Below are 22,363 nucleotides of genomic sequence, written 5' to 3' on the forward strand. Positions count from 1 at the left end.
CCCGAGGAGTTGCCATGCACGCCTTACCGATTGCCAACACGCTGGAACGCCGCAAGGCTTTCCAGAGCTTCCTCGGAGTGAGCCCGGCGCTGCTCGCCATCGGCTTGTTTCTGGTGGTGCCGATCCTGATCGTCATCGGCTATTCGCTGATGGAAGCCAACCCCTACGGCGGGGTCAATAAAGTCTTCAGTACTGATGCTTACACCTCGTTGCTGTTCGAACGCCAGATGGACGACAGCCTCGCGTTCGCCGACTCCTACCTGATCATCGCCCTGCGCTCGATCGGCATCGCCGGGCTGACCACGATCATCACCCTGCTGATCGGTTTCCCGGTTGCGGTGTGGCTGGCGATGCAACCGGCGCACCGGCGTGGCTTACTGATCTTTCTGATCACCGTGCCGTTCTGGGCCAACCTGCTGATTCGCACTTACGCGTGGATTCTGCTGCTGCGCAACACCGGAGTGATCAACAACAGCTTGATGGGCATGGGTGTCATCCATGAGCCGTTGCAGTTGTTGTACACCGACGGCGCGGTGCTGCTGGGGCTGGTTTATACCTATGCGCCGTTCGTGGTGTTGCCGATCTACGCGACGCTGGAAAAGATGGATATTCGCCTGCTCGAAGCGGCGCAGGATCTGTATGCCGGACGCGTGCGCACCTTGCGCAAAGTGGTGTTGCCAATCGCCAAACCGGGGATTCTCGCTGGCGCCATCCTCACCTTCGTGCCCTGTCTGGGCGCAATGATCGCTCCGGAATTGCTCGGCGGCGGCACGCGGATGATGCTCGGCAATCTGATTTTCCGGCAGTTCAGCGATGCCCGTAACTGGCCGTTCGGCGCCGCACTGTCGCTGGTGCTGATGGCCGCCGTGATGCTGGTGCTGACCGTGTATGCCCTGCGCGCCGAGCGCCAGCGCATCGCCAAGGGAGGTGCGTGATGCTCGGATTATTCAAACGCAAAGGGCTGGGCGTGCAGGACTTCCCCGGCTTCGGCGGCTTCAGTTTCCTGTTCTATCTGTACCTGTATGCGCCAATCGTGGTGCTGGTGGTGTTCTCGTTCAACGCCAACCAGTCGGCGACGGTGTGGACCGGGTTCAGCCTCGACTGGTACCGCGCCGCGTTCGCCAATCAGGCCCTGCGCCAGGCCGCCGGCAACAGCCTGTTGATCGCGGTCTGCGCAAGCATGATCGCCACCGCGATTGCCACCCTCGCCGCCCTCGGTACTTCGCGCGGCGCCAGGTTCAAGGGCCTGCAACTTTCGATGGGCGCAATCATGCTGCCGCTGGTGCTGCCGGAAATCGTCGTCGGTGTGGCGACGCTCGCGCTGTTCTCGACCATCGGCCTGTCACTGGGTTACGGCAACCTGATCATCGCCCATACGGTGTTCTGCATTCCGTTCGCCTACCTGCCGATCCGCGCTCGCCTCAACGACATGGACCTGTCGCTGGAGCAAGCCTCCGCCGACCTCTACGCCGGCCCGTGGCGCACCTTTCGCAAAGTGACCTTGCCGCTGCTGATGCCGGGGATTTTCTCCGGGCTGATGCTGGCCTTCATCGTCTCGCTGGATAACTTCGTGATCTCGATGATGGTCTCCCAGGCCGGCACCACCACCCTGCCGATCTTCATCTTCGGTCTGTTGCGCATGGGCGTGACACCCGACGTCAACGCCGTCTCGACCCTGATCCTCGGCGTCTCGGTGCTGTTCGTCAGCCTCTCTTACCTGCTGGGCAAAAAGCCCGCCTGAACCTTCTGCGAACCGTGGGGAAATAACATGAGCAAGTGGATGAAAAGCGTCGGCACCGGGTTGTTCCTGACTGTGCCGCTGGTGATGACCGGCAGCGTTCAGGCCGCGGAAAAACTCAACGTGGTGAGCTGGAGCGGGTACTTCTCGCCGGAGATTCTCGCCAAGTTCCAGAAGCAGACGGGCATCGAAGTCACGGTCGACTCCTACGACTCCAACGAGACCCTGCTGGCCAAGCTGAAACAGGGTGGCGCTGGCTATGACGTGGCGATTCCGTCGCACCAGTTCATCCCGATTCTGATCAAGGAAAACCTGCTCGAGCGTTTCGATCCGGTCAAGGAACCGTACTACGCCAGCGTTGTGGATAACCTGAAAAAACCGAGCTGGGACCCTGAAGGCGCGTATTCGGTGCCGTTCATCTGGGGCACCACCAGCGTGGTCCTCGACAGTGCGCGCTACAAAGGCCCGGCCGACAGCTACAAGGTTTTGTACGAGCCGCCAGCCGAGTTGCAGGGGCGGATCAACATGTTCGATTCGGTCAGCGACATGGTCGACATGGCCAGCCTGTACCTGAACATTCCGCTGTGCAGCGAAGACCCGAAACAGATGCAGCAGATCCTCACGCTGCTCAAGGCGCAGAAGACGTTCGTGAAGACCTACAGCTCCAAGGCCGGCTCGATCCGCGAGAACCTCGCCTCGGGTGAAATCGACATGTCGATGTTCTGGGGCGGCTCGTCGATGCGCGCCCGCGAGATGAAACCGAGCCTGAAATACCTGTACCCGAAAGAAGGCGTGCTGGCCTGGGTCGACAACATGGTCATCCCCACCGGCAGCAAGAATCCGGCGAATGCCAAGGCGTTCATCGCGTTCCTCAGCCAGCCGGAGAACTCGGCGATGACGCAGAACTTCCTCAAGCACCAGAGCCCGATCAAGGGTGTCGAACCGTTCCTCGATGCGGCGCTCAAGGATGCGCCGGAATTGCACATTCCCGAGGGTACCAACGTGGTGTTCAGCAAGACCTGCGGTGAAGGCGCGATCCGCCTCGCCGACCGTCTCTGGACCAACCTGATGCGTTGATTCCTGCCCGCCCCGGCATGCGGCCGGGGCGTTTCTCCAGCCGTCTGAAAGGCGCCGTTGTCATGAACTCCAATAACATCAGCGAACTGGTCCTGCTGCAGGCCCACGCCCTCGCCGACCGCATCCGCCTGCGTCAGGTGTCCTGCCGCGAAGTGATGCAGACTTATCTTGCCCATATCGAACGTTTCAACCCGCAGGTCAACGCGCTGATCAGCCTGCAGCCGCCCGATGTTCTGCTGGCTCAGGCCGATGCGCGCGACGCTGAACTGACGCGCGGTGAATACCGTGGCTGGATGCACGGCCTGCCCCACGCGATCAAGGATCTGTCGCTGACCCAAGGCATCCGCACCACGCTGGGTTCGCCTCTGTTCAAGGACTTTATCCCCGAGCGCGACGGCATCATGGTCGAGCGGATCAAAGCGGCCGGCGCAATCATCATCGGCAAGACCAACACCCCGGAATTCGGCCTCGGTTCGCAGAGCTATAACCCGTTGTTTGGTGCCACTGCCTGTGCTTTTGATCCGAGCAAAACCGCTGGAGGCAGTAGCGGCGGCGCGGCGGCCGCACTGGCGATGCATCTGGTGCCGGTGGCGGATGGCAGCGACATGATGGGCTCGCTGCGCAATCCGGCGGCGTTCAATAACATCTTCGGGTTCAGACCTTCTCAGGGCCGCGTGCCGTTTGATGACAGTGCAGATCTGTTTTTTGATCAACTCGGTTATGAAGGACCGATGGCCCGCAGCGTTCGCGATGCAGCGTTGTTGCTGTCGGTACAGGCCGGGGGCGATGCGCGGGCGCCGCTGTCGATCAGCGAATCCGGGGAGGCATTTGCCGAACCGCTGGAGCGCGACTTCAAAGGCACTCGGTTGGGGTGGCTGGGGGACTTCAATGGCTATCTGCCGATGGAGAGAGGTGTGCTGTCGCTGTGTGAGAAAACCTTTGCCGACTTTGAAAGCATCGGTTGTCAGGTTGAGTCGGTGGAGCCGGGTTTCGCGCCTGAGCGGTTGTGGAGCAGTTGGCGGACGTTGCGGCACTGGATGGTCGCGGGGTCTTTGGGCGCGACGTATGCCGATCTGCAAAAACGTGCGTTGTTGAAACCGGAAGCGATTTGGGAGGTGGAGAACGGCTTGAAGCTATCGGCCAGCGAAGTGTTCGCCGCATCCGCGGTGCGCAGCGATTGGTATCGGGCGATTTCGCGCTTGTTCGAACGATACGATTACCTGCTGCTGCCGAGCGCGCAGGTCTTCCCGTTCGATAAAACCCAGCCTTGGCCGACGTCTATCGAGGGCGTGAGCATGGACACGTATCACCGCTGGATGGAGGTGGTCATCCCCGGCACGCTGTCGGGTTGCCCGGTCGCCAACGTTCAGGCGGGATTCAATTCAAATGGTTTACCGATGGGCCTGCAAATCATCGGCAAGCACCAGGCCGACTTCGCTGTCCTGCAATTGGCGCACGCGTATGAACAGGCCAGCCGCTGGTTCGAACGCTGTCCTTCACCGCTGCTCGGCCAGTGATTTTGATAAACGGTTGAAAGCGTAGAAAAAATTTTTAAATTTACGCTTGACGCTTTTCCATTTCAGGGGAATAATGCGCGCCACTTGGCTACATAGCTCAGTTGGTTAGAGCATAGCATTCATAATGCTGGGGTCCGGGGTTCAAGTCCCTGTGTAGCCACCAAGTACTAAAAACGGCTTACCGAAAGGTAGGCCGTTTTTTTATGCCTCGAAAAAACATCATCTGTGGTGAGGGGATTTATCTCCTCACCACAATGCCAAGCCTGACCTATTCAGGCTGCTCTGCCGACAAGGCCATCAACCCCCTCGCCCAGATCTGCCGAGTGCGCAACCCGACCATCGCCCGCCAGTCCGGATCAGCCGGATAGAACTGCTCCAGCAGTTTCAACTTGATCGCCCGCCCCGTCGCATCCAGCGGATCGCCATGCAGATGCAGCCAATGGTCATCACGCAAATAACGATGCACCTGCGGCCCCGGATACGTTCCGCACTCGATCACGAACGGCATCAGCTGCACGCCCGGCAACGCATCGAGCAATGCCTGTGAGGTGTAGCCGGTAGCCGTCGCTGCGACACCGGTTTCGCTCAACGTTTCGGCGCCGGTGTGCAAGGTGTACAGCCACGGGCCGTAGATCGTTTGCGCCTGGGTCAGTGCCGGGTAAGGCGCTTCGGTGATGGTCAGCAACATCGGATGCCCGTACTCGCCGGCGCCGGTGTGCAGGTCGAAACACATCACGGTTTCCGCGTCCGCCAGATGCGCGTCGATGATCTGGTGCAGCGTGCGATTCGACCAGCTCGGCGCGCGGCCGCCATAGAACAGTCCATCGGGATGGCTGTGCTGACCGCCCTCGACAATCGACATCACCGCCGGCCAGCCGTGTTCGGCAATCTGTGCGTCGAGCAAAGCGTCGGCACGCTGACGCTCGGGGCCGTGCAAATCGGTGCAGGTGTAGATCTCGTGCAGCGTGGCGTAGGCGCGGTTGTCCGGCAACGGGGCGGTGAAATCCAGATGGTTGCGGTTGAGGTCGATGTTGTCTTCGTTGACCCGGCGCAGCCACGCGGTGCCCCATGGGTTGATCAGGTGGATCATCACTACCGCGACATCCTTGGGCAGCGAGCCGGGAACGAAAGCCTGCAGCCAGTCGATCTGACATTCCGAACCGTAATAGCCCTCGACCCCATGGGTGCCGCTGAGTGCGACCAGCCGGCGTTTGGCTTGCGGGTCTCCGAGCACCGCGACATCGGTGCTCAGCGGTTCGCCAAAGGGGCCGCAACGCGGATGGGCGTAGGAGGTGAGCGTGGCTCCGGCAGCTTGGGCGGCGGTCAAAAACTGTTCGCGTTGATCACGGTAACTGGACTCGGTTGGAAACTCGCTGTGCATATCGGCCTCTTGTGATTTTTATGGCTTGACCTGTGTAGGAGTGAGCCTGCTCGCGATAGCGGTGGGTCAGTCAGCAATGATGTTGAATGTGATGACGCTATCGCGAGCAGGCTCACTCCTACAAGGGATCGTATGCGTCCGATCAATTGCGGTTGACCCTAGCGAATATCCGCCCCGAAAAGAAAGACAAAAATGCCCACCGGTTTGCGTCGCGACCGAGCGGTCGATAAAGTCCGTCAGACCTTTCACCCCATGGACGGAGAGCCCCACGTGTTTCCAGCCCTGCCCCTGAGCCGCTTTCGCCTGCCTGCCCTGACGCTGATCATCAGCGCCCTGACCCTCACCGCGTGCAACGCCCCGCCCTCCTCGACCTTGCCACTGGCGCCGGAAGCCGCTTCCGGTTATCGCACCGATCTGCAGACCCGTCATGCCAGCAAACACATGGCTGCTGCCGCCAATCCGCTGGCCGCCGAGGCCGGTCGCGAGATGCTGCGCAAGGGTGGTTCGGCCATCGACGCGGCGATTGCCATGCAAGCAGTGCTGACTCTGGTAGAACCGCAATCCTCCGGGATCGGTGGCGGTGCGATGATCGTGTTGTGGGACGGCAAACAGGTGCGCACCTACGACGGACGCGAAACCGCCCCGGCGGGTGCCACCGAGAAGCTGTTCCTGCAGGCCGACGGCAAACCGATGCCATTCCCGCAGGCGCAGATCGGCGGTCGGTCGGTGGGCACTCCGGGCGTGCTGCGTGCGCTGGAAATGGCACACAAGCAACACGGTCGCCTGCCATGGGCCACACTGTTCGAGCCGGCGATCAAACTCGCCGAGCAGGGTTTCGCGATTTCGCCGCGCCTGCATTCGCTGCTGGAATCCGACCCGGTGATCCGTAAATCACCGGACATGGCCGCCTACTTCCTCAACCGCGACGGCAGCGTCAAAGCCATCGGCACCCGTCTGCAGAATCCGGCATTGGCCGCCGTGCTCAAGCGCATCGCCAACGAAGGCCCGGACGCGCTGTACAAAGGCCCGATTGCCGAGGAGATCGTCGCCAAGGTGCAGGGCCACGCCAATCCCGGCAGCCTGTCGCTGAATGATCTTCAGCGCTATCAGGCCAAGGAACGCGCACCGCTGTGCACCGACTACAAGCGCTGGCAGGTCTGCGGCATGCCGCCGCCGTCATCGGGCGGGATCGCCGTGGCGCAGATTCTCGGCACCTTGCAGGCGCTGGAAAGCCGCGACCCGCGCCTGTCGCTGACGCCACTCAAACCCGTGAAAACCAACAAACCGGCCGGTATCGAACCCGATCCCCAAGCCGTGCACCTGATCGCCGAAGCCGAACGCCTGGCCTACGCCGACCGTGCGCAATACGTCGCCGACACCGATTTCGTTCCGGTACCGGTCAAAGGTCTGGTCGACCCGGGTTATCTGGCCAGCCGCGCCAGCCTGATCGGCGAACGCAGCATGGGCAGCGCCCAACCGGGCACCCCGCCGGGCGTGCAAGTGGCCTACGCGCCGGATCGCTCGCCGCTGCGCATTTCCACCTCGCAAGTCGTCGCCGTGGATGACTTGGGCGGTGCGGTGTCGATGACCACCACCATCGAAGCGGCGTTCGGCTCGCACCTGATGGTGCAGGGCTTTTTGCTGAACAACCAGATGACCGACTTCTCGTTCATCCCCGAAGAGCACGGGCAGAAAGTCGCCAACCGCGTCGAACCCGGCAAACGCCCACGCTCGTCGATGGCGCCGACGCTGATCTTCGACCGCAACAGCGGCGAATTCCTCGCCAGCGTCGGCTCGCCGGGCGGTTCGCAGATCATCGAATACGTAGCCAAGACCACCGTCGGCCTGCTCGACTGGAACCTCGACCCGCAAAGCGCCATCAGCCTGCCCAACTTCGGCAGCCGCAACGGCCCGACCGAACTGGAACAAGGCCAGTTCAGCCCGGCGTTGATTCAGGCGTTGAAGGACAAAGGACATGTTGTGAATGAAATCGACATGACCAGCGGTACCCAGGCGATCGTTAGGGTCAAGGATGCGCAGGGTAAAGCGTCTTTGGAGGGTGGCGCGGATCCGCGGCGTGAAGGGGAAGCGTTGGGGGATTGAGGTTACGCAGAAACAAGAAAAGGCTTACCGCGAGGTAAGCCTTTTTTCATGCAACGGGTTTAACGCGCAATATCACCCGGCTCAGCGATTAGCCACCAGATGCGCCCCAAACAGCAGATAACAACCACCGGCCAGGCGATCCAGCCATTGCCGTGAACGCTCGTAAACACTCGCGATCCGGCGGCTGGCGAAGAACAACGCAACGCTGCAATACCAACTGAACGACAGCGTGGCCATGGTCAGCACAGCCAGTGTCAGCAGTAGCGGCGGGACGTGGGCCGGCATTGCGGTGGCGAAGATGGTGGCGACGAACAGTGCCGACTTGGGGTTGGTCATGTTGCCCAGAAAGCCCCGCCCGTAGGCGCCCAGCAGGGTCTGTTGCGACTCATCCAGCGTACCGGCGGCAATCGGCGCTTTGCGTTTGAACTGCTTGAGGCCGAGGTAGATCAGATAGCAGCCACCGGCGATCTTGAAGCTCAGGTACAGGGTTGGCGCCGCGCTGAACAAGGTCTGAATCCCCAAACCGCCGGCCAGGCCCCACAACACGGTGCCGGTGGCGACGCCCAGCGCCGCGACCACGCCATGGCGTCGGGAACGGCTGACCGCCAGTTGGGCGATGTTGAAGAAGTTCGGGCCGGGGGTGACCACCGCGACCGTCCACAACAGCGCCAGCGATAGCAACGGGGCGAGATAGCTGGAAAGCGAAAGGTCCATGGGGCGAGCGCCTGATTGGTTCGACAATGCCCCACACCTTGCTACATCCGGCGCGCGTTTTCCATCAGATGCAGGTCACAGCGCCAGGGTTTTACCGTCCACCGCATCGCCAATCGTCAGAAAATGCCCGCCGGCCACGTGGTGCAGCGTGCGCAAGCCATCATGTCCGTCGAAATGCCAGCGGCCGTCGCTGAACACCCGCTCATCAGCCTGGGCGGCGATGACTTCGGCGAGGAACAGGTCGTACTGCTCGTGGTTGCGCGGTTCGGGCAGCAAGCGGCATTCGAGCCAGGCCACGCAGCCTTCGAGCAGAGGCGCCTCGACGGTTTCACCGGCGAAGGTTTGCAGGCCATAAGCCTGAAACTTGTCCTGCCCCTGATTCTGCTGGATCTCCAGACCCGAGGTATTGCCGACGGTTTGCACGATGTCAGCCTGATTGACGCACGGCACGTTGAGCACAAACGTGCCGGACGCTTCGAGCAACTGGCGCGTCCAGGTGGACTTGTCGAGGACGACGGCGACTTTCGGCGGTTCGAAATCCAGCGGCATCGCCCAGGCGGCGGCCATGATGTTGCGCTGGCCGTCATGGGCAGCGCTGACCAGCACGGTCGGCCCGTGATTGAGCAGACGATAGGCTTTGTTCAAGGGAACCGGGCGGCGGTGAGAGGCGCTCATGGGGATCTGCTCCGGGGAAAAAGGAACAGATTGTAGCGCCAGACTACAGAAAGAAGGCGGATGAAAAACCTGTGGGAGCGAGCTTGCTCGCGAAGGCGATAGGTCAGCTACATCAATGTTGAATGACACACCGCATTCGCGAGCAAGCTCGCTCCCACATGGGATCAATGGAGGTCAGTTGGAGAGTTGATTGGCAAACTGCCCGACCGCATCCACCACTTTCTGCGCGCCGTCCTGAATCTCGACAATCACCGTGCCCGCTTCCGCCGCCAGCGCCAGGCCCTGCTCGGCCTGCAGCTTGCCGTCGGTCATCAGCGCCACAGCATTGCGCGCCATCTCCTGATTCTGTCGCACCACGGTGACGATCTCTTCGGTCGCCTGGCTGGTGCGCGAGGCCAGTTGCCGTACTTCGTCGGCCACCACCGCAAAACCTCGGCCCTGTTCACCAGCGCGAGCCGCCTCAATGGCGGCGTTGAGCGCCAGCAGGTTGGTTTGCTCGGCAATGCCGCTGATGGTTTTGACGATGGTGCCGATCACCTGCGACTGCTCGTTCAGCGCCTCGATGCCCTCACCGGCCGCCTGCATGTGTCGCGACAGATCACGCATCACATTCACCGCCTCGGTGACCACCGTGGTGCCCCGTTGCGCGGTGTTGTCGGTTTGCTGCGAAGTGCTGTAGGCAATGCTCGCCGCGTCGGCAACCGCTTGTTCGCGGTTGACCTGATCGGTGATCACCGTGGCGAATTTCACCACTTTGTACAGTTTGTTGTTGGCATCGACCACCGGGTTGTAGGACGCCTCCAGCCACACCGTACGACCATGGCTGTCGACCCGCTTGAAGCGCTCGGCGACAAACTCACCGTTGTTCAGGCGACGCCAGAAATTCTGGTACTCGGCGCTGTTGTACTCCTCGGGTGTGCAGAACATCCGGTGATGTTTGCCTTTGATCTGCGCCAGGCTGTAACCCATGCCATGCAGAAAGCGCTCGTTGGCATTCAACACGTTGCCATTGAGGTCGAACTCGATCACCGCCGTCGAACGCACCAGCGCACCGATCAGGTTTTCGTGTTCGCGAGAGGCTTCGATGGTGCGGGTCAGGTCGCTGGAGAAAATCGAGAAATGCTTGATCCGCCCATCCGAGGAACGCACCGGTTGCACGATGGAGCGCAGCCACGCCTCTTCGCCATTACCGCGCGAGAGGCGCACGGCCCCGGCGAAATGCTCGCCCCGGGTCAGTGCGGCCTTGAAGCGATGATGGAATTCGTCGGACTTCACATGCGCCGGGACGATGTCTTCAATGGCGCGCCCCACCAGGTCCTGGCTCTTGTAGAGCATCTCGGTCAGGAAGTTCTGGTTGACCGACTGGATCCGCCCATCGGCCTCCAGGGTCAGCACCAGCATCTCGCTTTCCAGGCTTTCCTTCACCTGCAGCAGGCTGGAGAGTTCTTCACGAAGAGTGGCCAGCTCTTGCTTGAGGCGTTTGTTGAACATGGGAAAGTACCGATAGGCAGGGTAGAAAGCGGGATGCAGCCTAACCATCGGCCTTGGAAAAGTTTTCTGAAGAGCGATTGAGACCGGTCAGTCAAAAATAATCCCGTCGGGCTTTTGCTCCTATTCATCGCCCTCACTGAGTCGTTACAAAAGCCACCGCTCTGGACCGGCCACTTCAGGTATTCTCAGGGAAAATTGCAACAACATGTTGCCGGTAACTGCCCGATAAGGAGTCCCGTTTTGGATTTATCGACCGCTGCCTGGATGGTTCACGACACCCGTCTGATTCTCTGCTGCCTGTTGGCGATTGCCACAATTATCGTGTTGATCAGCGCCACCAAACTTCCGCCCTTTCTCTCGATCCTGATCGGCACTTTTATTGCCGGTGTCGGCGCCGGTTTGCCGCCGGAAGACGTGGCCAAGGCGTTCAGCAAAGGCGCGGGGGCGATTCTCGGAGAAGCGGGGATCATCATTGCCCTGGGTTCGATGCTCGGCGCACTGATGGCCGAGTCCGGCGCGGCCGACCGCATCGCTTCAACCTTGCTTGGGCTGGGCAAAGGCAAGTCTCTGCCGTGGGTCATGGCGCTGGTGGCGATGGTGATCGGCCTGCCGCTGTTCTTCGAGGTGGGCCTGGTGATGATGGTACCGATCATCTTTGTCATGGCCCGTCGTTCGGGTCAGCCACTGTTGAAAATCGCGATTCCGGCCCTGGCCGGGATGACCACCCTGCACGCCCTGATGCCGCCGCACCCCGGGCCGCTGATCGCGGTCAGCGCGTTGCATGCCGACCTTGGGCTGACCATGTTGCTGGGCTTCAGCATCGCGATTCCGGCGGTGATTCTGGCAGGGCCGCTGTACGGCAATTGGCTGTCGAAACGCATGCACGTCGATGAGCCGGCAGAGCTCGGCGCACTGTTCAGCGCCCCACCGAAAGCGCCGCGCCAGCCGAGTTTCGGCATGTCGCTGCTGATCATTCTGTTGCCAGTGCTGCTGATGCTCGGCAGCACCCTGGCGAAAGTCGCGATGAGTCCGCAAAGCAGCGTCGCCCTGACCCTGAAGTTCCTCGGCGAACCGTTGGTGGCGCTGGGCATTGCGGTGATGGCGGCAGTGATCTGCCTCGGTTGGGCCAACGGCATGCCGCGCGAGCAAGTTGGCGGCACGCTGCGCAAAAGCCTGGCACCGATTGCCGTGTTGCTGCTGACGATTGGTGCCGGCGGCGGCTTGAAGCAGACCTTGCTGGATGCCGGCGTCAGCCAGACCATCAGCAAAGTCGCCGAAGGCGCGCACATGCCCTACCTGCTGCTGGCCTGGCTGATTGCCGTGGCGTTGCGTCAGGCTACGGGTTCGGCGACAGTCGCGACCACGACGACGGCGGGGATTCTGGCGCCGATGATGGCGGGACTCGCCGCGACGCAAAGCTCGTTGGTGGCGCTGGCGATTGGCGCCGGCTCAGTGTTCTTCTGCCACGTGAACGACGCCGGCTTCTGGATGGTTCGCGAGTACTTTGGCTTGCAGCTCAAACAGACGATCTGGGTCTGGTCGATCCTGCAAACCATTGTCTCGGTGGTGGGACTGGTCGGGACTTTGCTGTGGTGGCACTGGCTGACCTGACACTCGTCAGGAACAGGGCGCCACGGATTGGCGTCCGACAGCGCTCATGCGCGAACCGAAATACACTGCGCTGACAATGCCGACCGCGCCCATCACCGCACAGAACATCACGCAGATCCATGGGCTCCACGGCATCAGACCGATCAGCAACAGCGGGGTGATGCTCGCCCACGCGGCGTAGGCAATGTTGTAGGTGAAGGAGATGCCCGACACGCGAATCCGCGCCGGAAACAATCCGACCATCACCGACGGCACCGCGCCGACCACACCGCAGGCCAGACCGGCGATGGCGTATGCCAGGCCCACCCAGTTGCCGCCCGTGATCAAACAGCTGTAAAGCACGCCAACGCCCAATGGCAGCAGCAGGCTGTAAAGCATGACCGTGCGCCAGGCACCGATGCGATCGACCAGCAACCCGGCAATCACACAGCCGATGTTGAGGAAGACAATGCCCAACGCGCTCAGGGCAAAGGTGTGGCTGGCGCTCATGCCGAAGGTTTTTTGCATCATGGTCGGGGTGATGACCACGAACACCACCACCGCCGACGTCAGCACACAGGTCAGCAGCATCGCCGGCAACATCGCCAGACGATGCTCGCGCAGCACCGTGCGCAGCGGCAGTTCGACCCGCGCTTCACGCTGGGCTTCCATGGCCATGAACACCGGGGTTTCGCTCAACCAGCGGCGCAGGTACACGCCGATCACGCCGAACACACCGCCGAGCAGGAACGGATAACGCCAGGCGTAATCAAGGATTTCTGCCGGGGTGAACACCTGCGCGAGGAACGTCGCGGTCAGCGCGCCGATCAAGTAACCGAAGGTCAGCCCGGCCTGCAAAAAGCCCAGCGCGTAACCGCGATGCCCGGCAGGCGCGTGCTCGGCGACGAACACCCAGGCGCTCGGGACTTCGCCGCCGACCGCCGCGCCTTGCAGGATGCGCAGCGCCAGCAACAGCAGCGGCGCGAAATAGCCGATCTGGGCATAAGTCGGCATGATCCCGATCAGCAGGCACGGCAGCGCCATCATCAGGATGCTCAGGCTGAAAACCTTTTTTCGGCCCAGGCGATCGGCGAAATGCGCCATCAGAATTCCGCCCAGCGGGCGCGCCAGATAACCGGTGACGAAGATCCCGAAGCTTTGCAGCAGACGCAGCCACTCGGGCATTTCCGGCGGGAAGAACAATTGGCTGAGGGTCAGGGCGAAGAACACGAAAATGATGAAATCGTAGATCTCCAGCGCCCCGCCGAGAGCCGCAAGGCCGAGGGTCTTGTAGTCGGAACGGCTGAACGGCGCCGGTCGCGCTGTGGATTGGGCAGTCATGGCAAAGAACTCTGGCAGGCAAAAAACCAAGGCGCCCATGGTCTACGCAAATCCGCCTGGGGACAACCCGTTAGACCATAGTCCCGGATGGGCAAAACCTGCTCACAAAATGGCGGCGGTTGATTTACTGTTGAGGCTTGTCTGCAGCCACAGTCCAGTGAAAACCTGTGGGAGCGGGCTTGCTCGCGAATGCGCTGTGTCAGCCAAATCAGCGTCGACTAACACACCGCATTCGCGAGCAAGCCCGCTCCCACCCAAAGCACTCAGCGTGCTGCAGACCTGAAAATAACCATAAAAATCCGAGGTACTCCCTGTGGCCGTTGATATCGAAGATAGCCGCTCCGCGCGCTTTGCCTTGCGCTGTTCAAGCTTTGCCGAACGCTGGTTCCCCGATTCCTGGGTGTTCGCCGCACTGGCGGTGATCATTGTCGCGCTGGCCACTTTGGCCATGGGCGCCAAACCCACCGATGCCGCGATGGCCTTCGGCGACGGATTCTGGAGCCTGATCCCGTTCACCATGCAAATGGCTTTCGTGGTGATTGGCGGCTACGTCGTCGCCAGTTCGCCGCCGGCGGTCAAGCTGATCGACAAACTGGCGCGCATCCCGAAAAACGGCCGCTCTGCCGTGGCCTGGGTCGCGCTGATCTCGATGGTCGCCTCGCTGCTGAACTGGGGCCTGTCGCTGGTGTTCGGCGGTTTGCTGGTGCGCGCCCTCGCCCGCCGCACCGATCTGAAAATGGATTACCGCGCGGCCGGTGCGGCGGCGTATCTGGGCCTCGGCGCGGTCTGGGCGCTGGGCCTGTCCTCATCGGCGGCGCAGTTGCAGGCCAACCCGGCGAGCCTGCCGCCGGCGATCCTGTCGATCACCGGGGTGATTCCGTTCACCCAAACCATCTTCCTCTGGCAGTCCGGCGCCATGCTGCTGGCGCTGATCGTGATTTCGATCATCGTCGCCTACGCCACCGCACCCGGCCCGAACTCTGCGCGCGATGCCAAGGATTGTGGCATCGACCCGGCGTTCAACCTGCCACCGCTGCAACCGCGCACCCGGCCCGGCGAATGGCTGGAGCACAGTCCGCTGCTGATCATCTTGCTGGTGCTGCTGGCCGCCGGCTGGCTGTTCCACGAGTTTTCGACCAAACCGGCGATCACCGCGATTTCCGGGCTCAACACCTATAACTTCCTGTTCATCATGCTCGGCGCCCTGCTGCACTGGCGGCCACGCAGCTTCCTCGATGCGGTGGCCCGGGCGGTGCCGACCACCACTGGCGTGCTGATCCAGTTCCCGCTGTACGGCTCGATCGCCGCGCTGCTGACCACGGTCAAAGGTGCCGACGCACAGACCCTGGCGCATCACATCTCGACCTTCTTCGTCAGCATCGCCTCCCACGACACCTACGCGTTGCTGATGGGCGTGTACTCGGCGATTCTCGGCTTCTTCATCCCGTCCGGCGGCGGCAAGTGGATCATCGAAGCGCCGTACGTGATGCAAGTCGCCAACGATCTGCAATACCACCTCGGCTGGGCGGTACAGATCTACAACGCCGCCGAAGCCCTGCCGAACCTGATCAACCCGTTCTACATGTTGCCGCTGCTGGGCGTGCTTGGCCTGAAGGCGCGCGACCTGATCGGCTTCTCGTTCGTGCAATTGCTGGTGCACACGCCGCTGGTGCTGTTCTTGCTGTGGGTGCTGGGGACGACGTTGGCGTATACGCCGCCGGTGATGCCGTAGATTGACGAAATTGCACCTGCCTCATGGCAGGTGCAATCAATGTTGCTCGGAGGGCAGGAATCTCAACAGTTCAGGCAAAGCAACTTGAACCGTTTCCCAGACGACATCCAGATTGATGTCGAAGTAGCCATGAGCGATCCGGTTACGCATCCCGCGCATGCTGCGCCGGTTCTCGATCATACGGGACGGGCCTGTTCAAGAACCTGCTGACGAAATTTCAGCGGAAGGTCTCCCGGCGTCAGCAGATCGACTGTAACTCCAAGCAAATCTTCAAGCTCGACCTGAAGCCCGCCGAGATCAAACAAGGTTGCACCGGGCAAGGGATCCACCAGTAGATCAAGGTCACTACCTTCCATATCGGTACCCAGCAAGGTCGAGCCAAAAACTCGCGGATTGGCCACACGGAATCTGCCGACAACCTCGCGAACGGCAGCTCGTTGCAGATCAAGAGCAATGGAGGGTTTCATGGTTCACTCAGGCCAGTTTCGATATCGCAGCAGTCTAGCAGTGCCGAAGAGCAGTAGACACCGCACCATTTGTCACCTAACCGTCACATTGCCTTGCTAGCGTCCGCCCGAAACAAACTGAAACAATTAAGTAGAACGGGCTGACAGATGAAAGACGAGACAGACGGCACTGACGCACCTGAATCCGACAACCCCACCGACACCAGTCGCCGCCGCTTTCTCGGCGGTGTCGCCGTCCTCGGCGTGGGCGCGACCCTGGCCGGCTGCGGCAACGCCAGCGATCAACCGGGTAAACCGGTGGAGCGCCCGCTGACCCCGACCGAGCTGGACAAGGCCCTGCGCGATCAGGTGAAAACCGTGGTGGTGATCTACGCCGAGAACCGCAGCTTCAACAACCTGTTCGGTGATTTCCCCGGTGTCGAGAAACCGCTGTCGGCGCTCAAGCCTGCCGATTACCAGCAACGTGACCGCGACGGCAGCCTGCTGCAGACGCTGCCGCCAGTCTGGGGTGGCGTGCTGCAGATCGGCCCGCAAACGCTTGATGGCGTGACCTACCCCAGCGCCACGCAGTTTCAGGAAAACCTGCCCAACGCGCCTTTCGCCCTCAAGGGCCCGAATGCCGAAGACTTGCCGTTAGGTCTGGTGACCCGCGATTTGTGGCACGTGTTCTATCAGAACCAGATGCAGATCAATGGCGGCAAGAACGATGGTTTTGTCGCCTGGGCCGACTCCGGTGGTTTGACCATGGGGCACTACGCCCAGAGCCGCTACTCGCTGCGCCTGTGGGATGTGGCGCAGGAATTCGTGCTGTGCGACAACTTCTTCCAGGGTGCCTTCGGCGGCTCGTTTCTCAACCACCAGTACCTGATCAGCGCCACCGCGCCGTTCTATCCGGACGTAGCCAATTCGGTGGCCAAGTCACAGATTGCCGTCCTGCAAAGCGATGATCCGACTGACCCGCGCCTCAAGCCACTGGAACAGTCACCCGCCAGCGCCATGACCGGCCCGCCGCAGTTCGGCCCGAGTGCGCTGACCCCGGACGGCTTCGGCGTCAACACCCTCGCCCCGCCGTACTGGCCGACGTGGATTCGCGATCCGGAACGTCCGGAATATTCCAAGGCCGATCTGCCCAACGTCATGGTGCCGCAGACCCACGAGCACATTGGCGACAAGCTGTCGAAGAAGAACGTCGACTGGGCCTGGTACGCCGGCGCCTGGCAGGCGACGCTGGAGCAGTACAAGGATTCCGGCGGCATTCCGAAAATCCCCAACTTCCAGTATCACCACCAGCCGTTCAACTACTTCAAGCAGCAAGGCCCGGAAAACCCGCAAGAGCGCAACAAACGCCTGCGCGATGCCGGCCTGGGCGATGAATCAAGCACCAACAAGTTCTTCGCCGATGCCGAGGCCGGCAAGTTGCCAGCGGTGACGTTCTACAAGCCCCAGGGCAACCTGAACATGCACGCCGGTTATGCCGACGTCGCCTCCGGTGACCGGCACATCGTCCGTGCCCTGAAGGTGCTGCGCGAAAGCCCGCAGTGGAAAAACATGGTGGTGATCGTCACCGTCGATGAAAACGGCGGCTGGTGGGACCACGTGGCACCACCCAAGGGTGATCGCTGGGGCCCGGGGTCACGGGTGCCGGCGCTGGTAGTGTCGCCATTCGCCCGCAAAGGCACGGTGGATCACACGGTCTACGACACGGCGTCGATCCTGCGCCTGATCACCCGAGTGTTCCAACTGGAAACCCTCGACGGCCTCAAGCAGCGCGATGAAGCGATGATCGCTCGCGGCCAGAAACCCATGGGCGATCTGACCAACGCCCTGCATTTTCAGGTCTGAAAAATGAGTTCTGCGGGCTGACGCAAAAATCCGTGAATGACGGCTTCTCTGTGCAACACGGCTGATCCACTATGAAGCGCCCCGAAACCCCGGGGAACCCACGCTGAAAAGGATCTGAGCATGTTCAAACTCGCAGGTTTTACCCCCGCAGTTCTTACCCTCGCCGCGCTCACCCTGAGCGCGGCTGCCCACGCCGATGTCGACCTGAAACTGGGCAGCACCGAACGCGTCACCCGCCTCTTCGCCTACCCTAACAACTGCAGTGTGATCTGCTATCGCAACTGGTCGCTGGAGCAGACCGTCGCCCATTACCTGAGCCAGAGCGTGCAGCGCGATGGCTACACAAACGCCAAAGTCCTGGTGAAGAACGATAACGGGCAGATTTACGCCGAGATCAGCGGCGTCCCCGAAGGCTACGACAAACCGCTGTCAGCGCTGCTGGATGCCGGTGACCTGGCCTATACCGGCGCCAGCAAGCTCAATACCGATGGCAAATGGGCGTACAGCTGGTATCTGTTCCTGCCGCTGGGCATGGCCCTGGAAAACCGCAAGAGCGTCGAACTGCTGCACTTCCCGCCGGATTACTCGCTGACCCAGGCCCAGGATTATCTGCGCTCGAACACCACCGATCGCTGGGCCACCCTGCTGACCGTCAACGGCATCCCGACCGACCAGACGCCGGCCTATCAGACCATCATCGACATTGCGCCAATCGCCGCGCCATCCAACGCCGGCAGTGATCTGGAAGGTGTCTACGACTACTTCAAGGACTACCAGACCACGCTGGTCAAGCAGTTCAGCCAGACCGCCGCCGGCACCACCCTGCCGATGGTCGCCTTCGGTGCGCCGGTGCGTAACTGGATCAAGCAGCAATACGGCCCGACCGTGGGCGTATTGGGTCTGGCGACCATCAGCCCGAGCGCAGGGGTGAACGTGCCGGTTCTGGGTTCGAACCACCCGAGCTACATCTGGTACGCCGCCGACCCGGCCAGCTACGACGGCGATGAAGCGAAAGCCGATGCCGCCGGTTTGAAGGTCATGGGTCAGGACTTGAGCGCCGCTTGCTGGCAAGCCGGGATGGGCAGTAAACCCGGCACCGATGCGAAAACCCTGCTCAACAGCTGTACGCAGACCTGGCAAGTGACGCAGAAGGTCAAGACCTGCGAGCTGTTCTACACCTCGATCCGCAACCTGACCCCGGCTCAGGCTGCCGCCAAATGCTCGACCACGCCGATCAAGGCCCAGTTGCAACAGCTTCAGGGCGAATTGCCGGCCCCTGCTGTTCCCGCGCCACACCTCTGATTTGCAGAAAAGACTTCCCGTGTCAGCCATTGCTGACGCGGGAAGCAGCCAATTACGCCTGTCAGATCTGACAGTAGACGGTTTGTGTCAAACACTGGATGATTGGATCCAAACATGTTGCAGAGCTGACAGGATGTCAGACCCGAGAAGTCGCAGCATCTGGCTGACAGGGATCGTTATGAACAACCAGGCACATCAGCACCACGTTCCACGCGACGCGCCAGGCATTTACCCGTTTGCCGGCTTGCCTGTGCGTCTGGGTTTTCCGTCCACTGTCGATTTCGAAATCGTGCAGGACGAACATGGCCGCGCTGCCGTTGTGGCGCGTCGGGAGTTCCTGCGCATCACCAGAATGTGCCGTATTTCCGGACAGCTGCTGCCCTACCGCTGTCGCCAGAGCCGTCAGTTGCTGAGCGGCATCCATATCTACGACCCGCGCTTTTGCGGGTTGCTCGAACATGCCTGCGATCCGAATGTGTTTCTGGACATGAGTGAACTGTGGCTGTGGGCGCTGCGCGACATTCAGCCGGGTGAACGCCTGAGCATCGACTTCGCCTCCACCGAAGACCGCTTGCTGCAGCAGTTTGCCTGCGACTGCGGCTCGCCGCGCTGCCGTGGATGGATCACCGGTTACGATGAACCACCCACGATCGAGGGCCAGCACTTTTTGCAGCGCTGGCGAGGTGCGCACTGATCGGGATTACAACGCGCCGACCGGACGCAGACGATATTGCGGCGGCAGTTGCTCGAAACCGCTGATGGTGGTGTTCAGGCTTTTCCAGCGACCGTCCTTGATGCCATAGATGCAGCCGTGAATCGACAGGCTCTGGCCGCGATGCCAGGCGTTCTGGATGATGCTGGTGTGCGCAACGTTGGCCACTTGCTGGACGACGTTGAGCTCGCAGAGGCGGTCGACCTGCTCTTCCTCGGTCGGCAGCTTGGCCAGTTCTTCACGTTTTTCGTAATACAGGTCACGGATCGAGCGCAACCAGCCATCGATCAGGCCGAACTGGCGATCCTGCATCGACGCGCGCACACCGCCGCAACCGTAGTGGCCGGTGACGAGGATGTGTTTGACCTTGAGCACGTCGACCGCGTACTGGATCACCGACAGGCAATTGAGGTCGGTGTGCAGCACTACGTTGGCGACGTTGCGGTGGACGAACAGATCGCCCGGCAGCATGCCGACGATCTCGTTGGCCGGCACCCGTGCGTCGGAGCAGCCGATCCACAGATATTCCGGGGTCTGCTGGCGCGCCAGCTTGGCGAAGAAATCCGGGTCTTCCTTGGTGATCGCGTCAGCCCAGCGCTCGTTGTTATCAATCAGGTCTTGTAAGTCGTGCATGGTTAAGGCCTCAAGAAAGATGCGCAGGTATGACAAACGACCGCCCGTCGGGGTCACGCAAGGATCGCAAGTGTTTTCGTTGGAATTCTCGTGTGCCCGGTGTGTCCACCTCAGTAAGGCCCACAGTATGAGGATTTGCCATGACTGATTCACGACGTCCGTTCGATGCGGTGCAACCGGAACCCATCGATGATAACGAAGACCGCATGGGCTCGGTGCATGAGCTGGATTTCGATGAAGACGAACCCAGCGCAAAAATCGGCGACGAGATTCCCGAGCGCGAGCGCGAGCAACTGATGCCCGACGAACGGGTGCGCGAGGCGGGTTTTACCGGCGCATCAACTGCTGACCATGAACCGACCGACGATGACCTGAGCCCGGAAACCCTGATTCATGAGGACGGTGCACGTGACGCCGAGGAGGCTGGCGAAGGCAATCAGGCCGATTGGGATCTGAGCATTGTCGACGAGGACGACATTGGCGGGGGTAACGGCCTGGATGAGGCGGAGCTGGCGCGGCGTGATCCGCTGGATGGCAATCGCTGATCTGTATTGCCTGTAAGGATGCCTTCGCGAGCAAGCCCGCTCCCACAGGGAATTGAGACACGACTCAAACCAATGTGGGAGCGGGCTTGCTCGCGAAGCTTTTAAGGCTTAGTCGACCAGGGTGCAGGCCATGACCACAGCATCTTCACGCCCGCCCACCGCCGGATAGTAATCCCGCCGCCGGCCGATCTCGTTGAAGCCATAGCGCTCGTACAACCTGAACGCTGCAGTATTGCTGTCGCGCACTTCCAGGAAACACTCCCGGGCAGACGCCGCATACGCCCGCGACATCAGATGCTCAAGCAGCGCCAGCCCCAGCCCACGCCCCTGATTCTCCGGTTTTACCGTGATGTTCAGCAGGTGCGCCTCGTCGAGAATGATCTGCACCACTCCGTGGCCGACCTGTTGCTGACCTTCGAACATCAGCCAGATCTGGTACTTGCCCAGCCCGTCGAGAAAAATCCCGCGGGTCCAGGGATGGCTGTACGCCGCGTATTCGATCTTCAATACCGCGTCCAGGTCCGCCTCGGTCATCGGGCGGAACGATACAGCTTCACTCATTCGATGGTTTCCAGCGCGCCATCAGCCGACGCATGGCTTGCCACACAGCGGCTTTGCGCTGTGGCTCTTCCATTAACAATTCCAGACCGGGAATGGCCCAGGCCAGGCCCAGGCCTTCGATCTGCAATTCAGTATTGAACGCTTCGGCGTCCGCTTCACCGGCAAAACGTACCGCCGGCAGGCCGATCAGCCACAGGCAGGCGCAAGGCGCCGCTTCCATTTGTACCGAGAGAAAACCCTGAACGAAGTCGCGTGCCGCTTCCGGGCCCTGATCCAGGGTGCCGCGGTTCAGCCACGGCCAGCGCACCGGCTCGCCGACGATCTGCGGCGCATCCGGCAGACCGGCGGCGCGCAACATGTCCTTGAGCAGCAGATAAGCCGGATCGCGGCTCTGGAACGCTTCGCCTGTGGGTAACTCCACCAGCAGCAGGCAAGCCCCGGCGCGCAGCAGTTGCAGGGCAAACCGCGGTGGCGGCACGGGGGCGGGTTTGACCACCACTGGCGCCTCTTCGACCTCTGCCACCGGTTTGGCACCGGTACGGGTACTGGCGAGCGACGGGCGCGGCACCTCGATTTTCGGCCGTTCGACCGGGCGCGGTGCACTCTGCACCGGGGCTTCGGCCTGAACAACCGGCACCGCCGCCACCTCTGGCTCAGGCTCGGGCATGTCCAGCAGTTCGGGCCGCGACGGGGCGGCGAAAGGCAATTCGGTGCGCGGCAGCCAGTTGACCACCTGCATGGCGTTCAAATAGGCGCGGCGGCGGGACTCGATAAGCAAAGGTCGGCCACTTGTGGATAACTGAAAGTGTGCTGATTCTACCGCCCTTCGCTCAAGATCGCCCGTTGTTGATCGATAGTCTTGATCCCGTCTTTAATCCGGGAAAAAGCGACAGCCCGTCCCGAGAGTGAATCGCATCCCTCCTGATGCAGTACAATCGCGGC

General features: G+C 61.4%; 20 protein-coding genes, 1 tRNA gene and 1 pseudogene. 12 read left to right on the plus strand and 10 right to left on the minus strand.

The window, feature by feature from the left end:
• The first annotated feature begins 14 nt into the window (after positions 1-14).
• From M0814_RS26435 to M0814_RS26455, 5 genes are all read left to right on the plus strand, one after another.
• Entirely contained in the window at positions 15-935 is a 921-nt protein-coding gene (locus M0814_RS26435; RefSeq protein ID WP_003228174.1) for an ABC transporter permease, read from the plus strand.
• Positions 935-1,741 (plus strand): ABC transporter permease, encoded by an 807-nt coding sequence (locus M0814_RS26440; RefSeq protein ID WP_003228176.1) that lies wholly within the window; start codon positions 935-937, stop codon positions 1,739-1,741. Before M0814_RS26435 ends, M0814_RS26440 begins: the two co-directional genes overlap by 1 nt.
• A gap of 27 nt (positions 1,742-1,768) precedes the next feature.
• A complete protein-coding gene (locus M0814_RS26445; protein ID WP_103486157.1) occupies positions 1,769-2,815 on the plus strand; it encodes an extracellular solute-binding protein in 1,047 nt (348 codons plus the stop codon).
• Positions 2,816-2,877: 62 nt separating this feature from the next.
• Complete coding sequence (locus M0814_RS26450; protein WP_103486156.1) at positions 2,878-4,332, plus strand: amidase; 1,455 nt, start codon at positions 2,878-2,880, stop codon at positions 4,330-4,332.
• Positions 4,333-4,418: 86 nt separating this feature from the next.
• Positions 4,419-4,495, plus strand: a tRNA-Met gene (locus tag M0814_RS26455).
• Positions 4,496-4,600: 105 nt separating this feature from the next.
• Here the strand turns inward: M0814_RS26455 and M0814_RS26460 are convergent.
• Positions 4,601-5,713, minus strand: coding sequence for a M14 family metallopeptidase (locus M0814_RS26460; protein WP_103486155.1), 1,113 nt, complete (start codon positions 5,711-5,713; stop codon positions 4,601-4,603).
• 270 nt (positions 5,714-5,983) lie between these two features.
• Here M0814_RS26460 and ggt point away from each other — a divergent pair, with 270 nt between their 5' ends.
• Entirely contained in the window at positions 5,984-7,816 is a 1,833-nt protein-coding gene (gene ggt / locus M0814_RS26465) for a gamma-glutamyltransferase (RefSeq protein ID WP_103486154.1), read from the plus strand.
• Positions 7,817-7,897: 81 nt separating this feature from the next.
• On the opposite strand, the gene M0814_RS26470 is transcribed toward ggt, so the two are convergent.
• The 3 genes from M0814_RS26470 to M0814_RS26480 form a co-directional block, all read right to left on the minus strand.
• On the minus strand, positions 7,898-8,530 hold the full coding sequence (locus tag M0814_RS26470; protein WP_003228184.1) for a LysE family transporter: 633 nt from the start codon (positions 8,528-8,530) through the stop codon (positions 7,898-7,900).
• A 75-nt stretch (positions 8,531-8,605) separates the two neighbouring features.
• Positions 8,606-9,205, minus strand: a complete 600-nt coding sequence (locus M0814_RS26475) for a flavin reductase family protein (protein WP_003228185.1) — start codon at positions 9,203-9,205, stop codon at positions 8,606-8,608.
• A gap of 174 nt (positions 9,206-9,379) precedes the next feature.
• Positions 9,380-10,696, minus strand: coding sequence for a PAS domain-containing methyl-accepting chemotaxis protein (locus M0814_RS26480; protein WP_003228186.1), 1,317 nt, complete (start codon positions 10,694-10,696; stop codon positions 9,380-9,382).
• Between the two features lie 240 nt (positions 10,697-10,936).
• On the opposite strand from M0814_RS26480, the gene M0814_RS26485 reads away from it, so the two are divergent.
• Positions 10,937-12,307 carry a gluconate:H+ symporter gene (locus M0814_RS26485; RefSeq protein ID WP_103486153.1) on the plus strand — a complete coding sequence of 457 codons (1,371 nt, stop codon included), beginning with the start codon at positions 10,937-10,939 and terminating at the stop codon, positions 12,305-12,307.
• A 6-nt stretch (positions 12,308-12,313) separates the two neighbouring features.
• Here the strand turns inward: M0814_RS26485 and M0814_RS26490 are convergent, their stop codons facing one another.
• Entirely contained in the window at positions 12,314-13,627 is a 1,314-nt protein-coding gene (locus tag M0814_RS26490) for an MFS transporter (protein WP_103486162.1), read from the minus strand.
• Between the two features lie 313 nt (positions 13,628-13,940).
• On the opposite strand from M0814_RS26490, the gene M0814_RS26495 reads away from it, so the two are divergent.
• On the plus strand, positions 13,941-15,359 hold the full coding sequence (locus M0814_RS26495; protein WP_007961537.1) for a TIGR00366 family protein: 1,419 nt from the start codon (positions 13,941-13,943) through the stop codon (positions 15,357-15,359).
• A 36-nt stretch (positions 15,360-15,395) separates the two neighbouring features.
• Here the strand turns inward: M0814_RS26495 and M0814_RS26500 are convergent.
• Positions 15,396-15,524 (minus strand): annotated as a pseudogene (locus M0814_RS26500) (DUF86 domain-containing protein); the annotation flags it as partial.
• Between the two features lie 11 nt (positions 15,525-15,535).
• Complete coding sequence (locus tag M0814_RS26505) at positions 15,536-15,826, minus strand: nucleotidyltransferase family protein (RefSeq protein ID WP_103486151.1); 291 nt, start codon at positions 15,824-15,826, stop codon at positions 15,536-15,538.
• 147 nt (positions 15,827-15,973) lie between these two features.
• On the opposite strand from M0814_RS26505, the gene acpA reads away from it, so the two are divergent.
• The 3 genes from acpA to M0814_RS26520 all read left to right on the plus strand — a co-directional run bounded on the left by acpA (position 15,974) and on the right by M0814_RS26520 (position 19,664).
• Positions 15,974-17,668: an acid phosphatase gene (gene acpA / locus M0814_RS26510; protein WP_103486150.1), complete on the plus strand. Its 1,695-nt coding sequence runs from the start codon at positions 15,974-15,976 to the stop codon at positions 17,666-17,668.
• A 120-nt stretch (positions 17,669-17,788) separates the two neighbouring features.
• Positions 17,789-18,970, plus strand: coding sequence for a hypothetical protein (locus M0814_RS26515; protein WP_103486149.1), 1,182 nt, complete (start codon positions 17,789-17,791; stop codon positions 18,968-18,970).
• 178 nt (positions 18,971-19,148) lie between these two features.
• Positions 19,149-19,664, plus strand: coding sequence for a lysine methyltransferase (locus tag M0814_RS26520; RefSeq protein WP_103486148.1), 516 nt, complete (start codon positions 19,149-19,151; stop codon positions 19,662-19,664).
• 6 nt (positions 19,665-19,670) lie between these two features.
• Here the strand turns inward: M0814_RS26520 and can are convergent, their stop codons facing one another.
• Complete coding sequence (gene can, locus M0814_RS26525; protein WP_003228196.1) at positions 19,671-20,315, minus strand: carbonate dehydratase; 645 nt, start codon at positions 20,313-20,315, stop codon at positions 19,671-19,673.
• 140 nt (positions 20,316-20,455) lie between these two features.
• On the opposite strand from can, the gene M0814_RS26530 reads away from it, so the two are divergent.
• Positions 20,456-20,860, plus strand: coding sequence for a hypothetical protein (locus tag M0814_RS26530; protein ID WP_003228197.1), 405 nt, complete (start codon positions 20,456-20,458; stop codon positions 20,858-20,860).
• Positions 20,861-20,968: 108 nt separating this feature from the next.
• Here M0814_RS26530 and rimI read toward each other — a convergent pair whose 3' ends face one another.
• Positions 20,969-21,421 carry a ribosomal protein S18-alanine N-acetyltransferase gene (gene rimI, locus M0814_RS26535; protein ID WP_003228198.1) on the minus strand — a complete coding sequence of 151 codons (453 nt, stop codon included), beginning with the start codon at positions 21,419-21,421 and terminating at the stop codon, positions 20,969-20,971.
• Entirely contained in the window at positions 21,414-22,160 is a 747-nt protein-coding gene (locus tag M0814_RS26540; RefSeq protein WP_103486147.1) for an energy transducer TonB, read from the minus strand. Before M0814_RS26540 ends, rimI begins: the two co-directional genes overlap by 8 nt.
• Positions 22,161-22,363: the final 203 nt, after the last annotated feature.

It is taken from the genome of Pseudomonas sp. MWU12-2020, assembly GCF_023100605.1.
Taxonomy (GTDB): domain Bacteria; phylum Pseudomonadota; class Gammaproteobacteria; order Pseudomonadales; family Pseudomonadaceae; genus Aquipseudomonas; species Aquipseudomonas fluorescens_H.

Bases quoted from the DNA above. Each gene is read 5' to 3' on its own strand.
- M0814_RS26435 (WP_003228174.1), top strand. From the start codon at position 15: ATGCACGCCTTACCGATTGCCAACACGCTGGAACGCCGCAAGGCTTTC.
- M0814_RS26440 (WP_003228176.1), top strand. From the start codon at position 935: ATGCTCGGATTATTCAAACGCAAAGGGCTGGGCGTGCAGGACTTCCCC.
- M0814_RS26445 (WP_103486157.1), top strand. From the start codon at position 1,769: ATGAGCAAGTGGATGAAAAGCGTCGGCACCGGGTTGTTCCTGACTGTG.
- M0814_RS26450 (WP_103486156.1), top strand. From the start codon at position 2,878: ATGAACTCCAATAACATCAGCGAACTGGTCCTGCTGCAGGCCCACGCC.
- M0814_RS26460 (WP_103486155.1), bottom strand. From the start codon at position 5,713: ATGCACAGCGAGTTTCCAACCGAGTCCAGTTACCGTGATCAACGCGAA.
- M0814_RS26470 (WP_003228184.1), bottom strand. From the start codon at position 8,530: ATGGACCTTTCGCTTTCCAGCTATCTCGCCCCGTTGCTATCGCTGGCG.
- M0814_RS26475 (WP_003228185.1), bottom strand. From the start codon at position 9,205: ATGAGCGCCTCTCACCGCCGCCCGGTTCCCTTGAACAAAGCCTATCGT.
- M0814_RS26480 (WP_003228186.1), bottom strand. From the start codon at position 10,696: ATGTTCAACAAACGCCTCAAGCAAGAGCTGGCCACTCTTCGTGAAGAA.
- M0814_RS26490 (WP_103486162.1), bottom strand. From the start codon at position 13,627: ATGACTGCCCAATCCACAGCGCGACCGGCGCCGTTCAGCCGTTCCGAC.
- M0814_RS26505 (WP_103486151.1), bottom strand. From the start codon at position 15,826: ATGAAACCCTCCATTGCTCTTGATCTGCAACGAGCTGCCGTTCGCGAG.
- acpA (WP_103486150.1), top strand. From the start codon at position 15,974: ATGAAAGACGAGACAGACGGCACTGACGCACCTGAATCCGACAACCCC.
- M0814_RS26515 (WP_103486149.1), top strand. From the start codon at position 17,789: ATGTTCAAACTCGCAGGTTTTACCCCCGCAGTTCTTACCCTCGCCGCG.
- M0814_RS26520 (WP_103486148.1), top strand. From the start codon at position 19,149: ATGAACAACCAGGCACATCAGCACCACGTTCCACGCGACGCGCCAGGC.
- can (WP_003228196.1), bottom strand. From the start codon at position 20,315: ATGCACGACTTACAAGACCTGATTGATAACAACGAGCGCTGGGCTGAC.
- M0814_RS26530 (WP_003228197.1), top strand. From the start codon at position 20,456: ATGACTGATTCACGACGTCCGTTCGATGCGGTGCAACCGGAACCCATC.
- rimI (WP_003228198.1), bottom strand. From the start codon at position 21,421: ATGAGTGAAGCTGTATCGTTCCGCCCGATGACCGAGGCGGACCTGGAC.
- M0814_RS26540 (WP_103486147.1), bottom strand. From the start codon at position 22,160: ATGCAGGTGGTCAACTGGCTGCCGCGCACCGAATTGCCTTTCGCCGCC.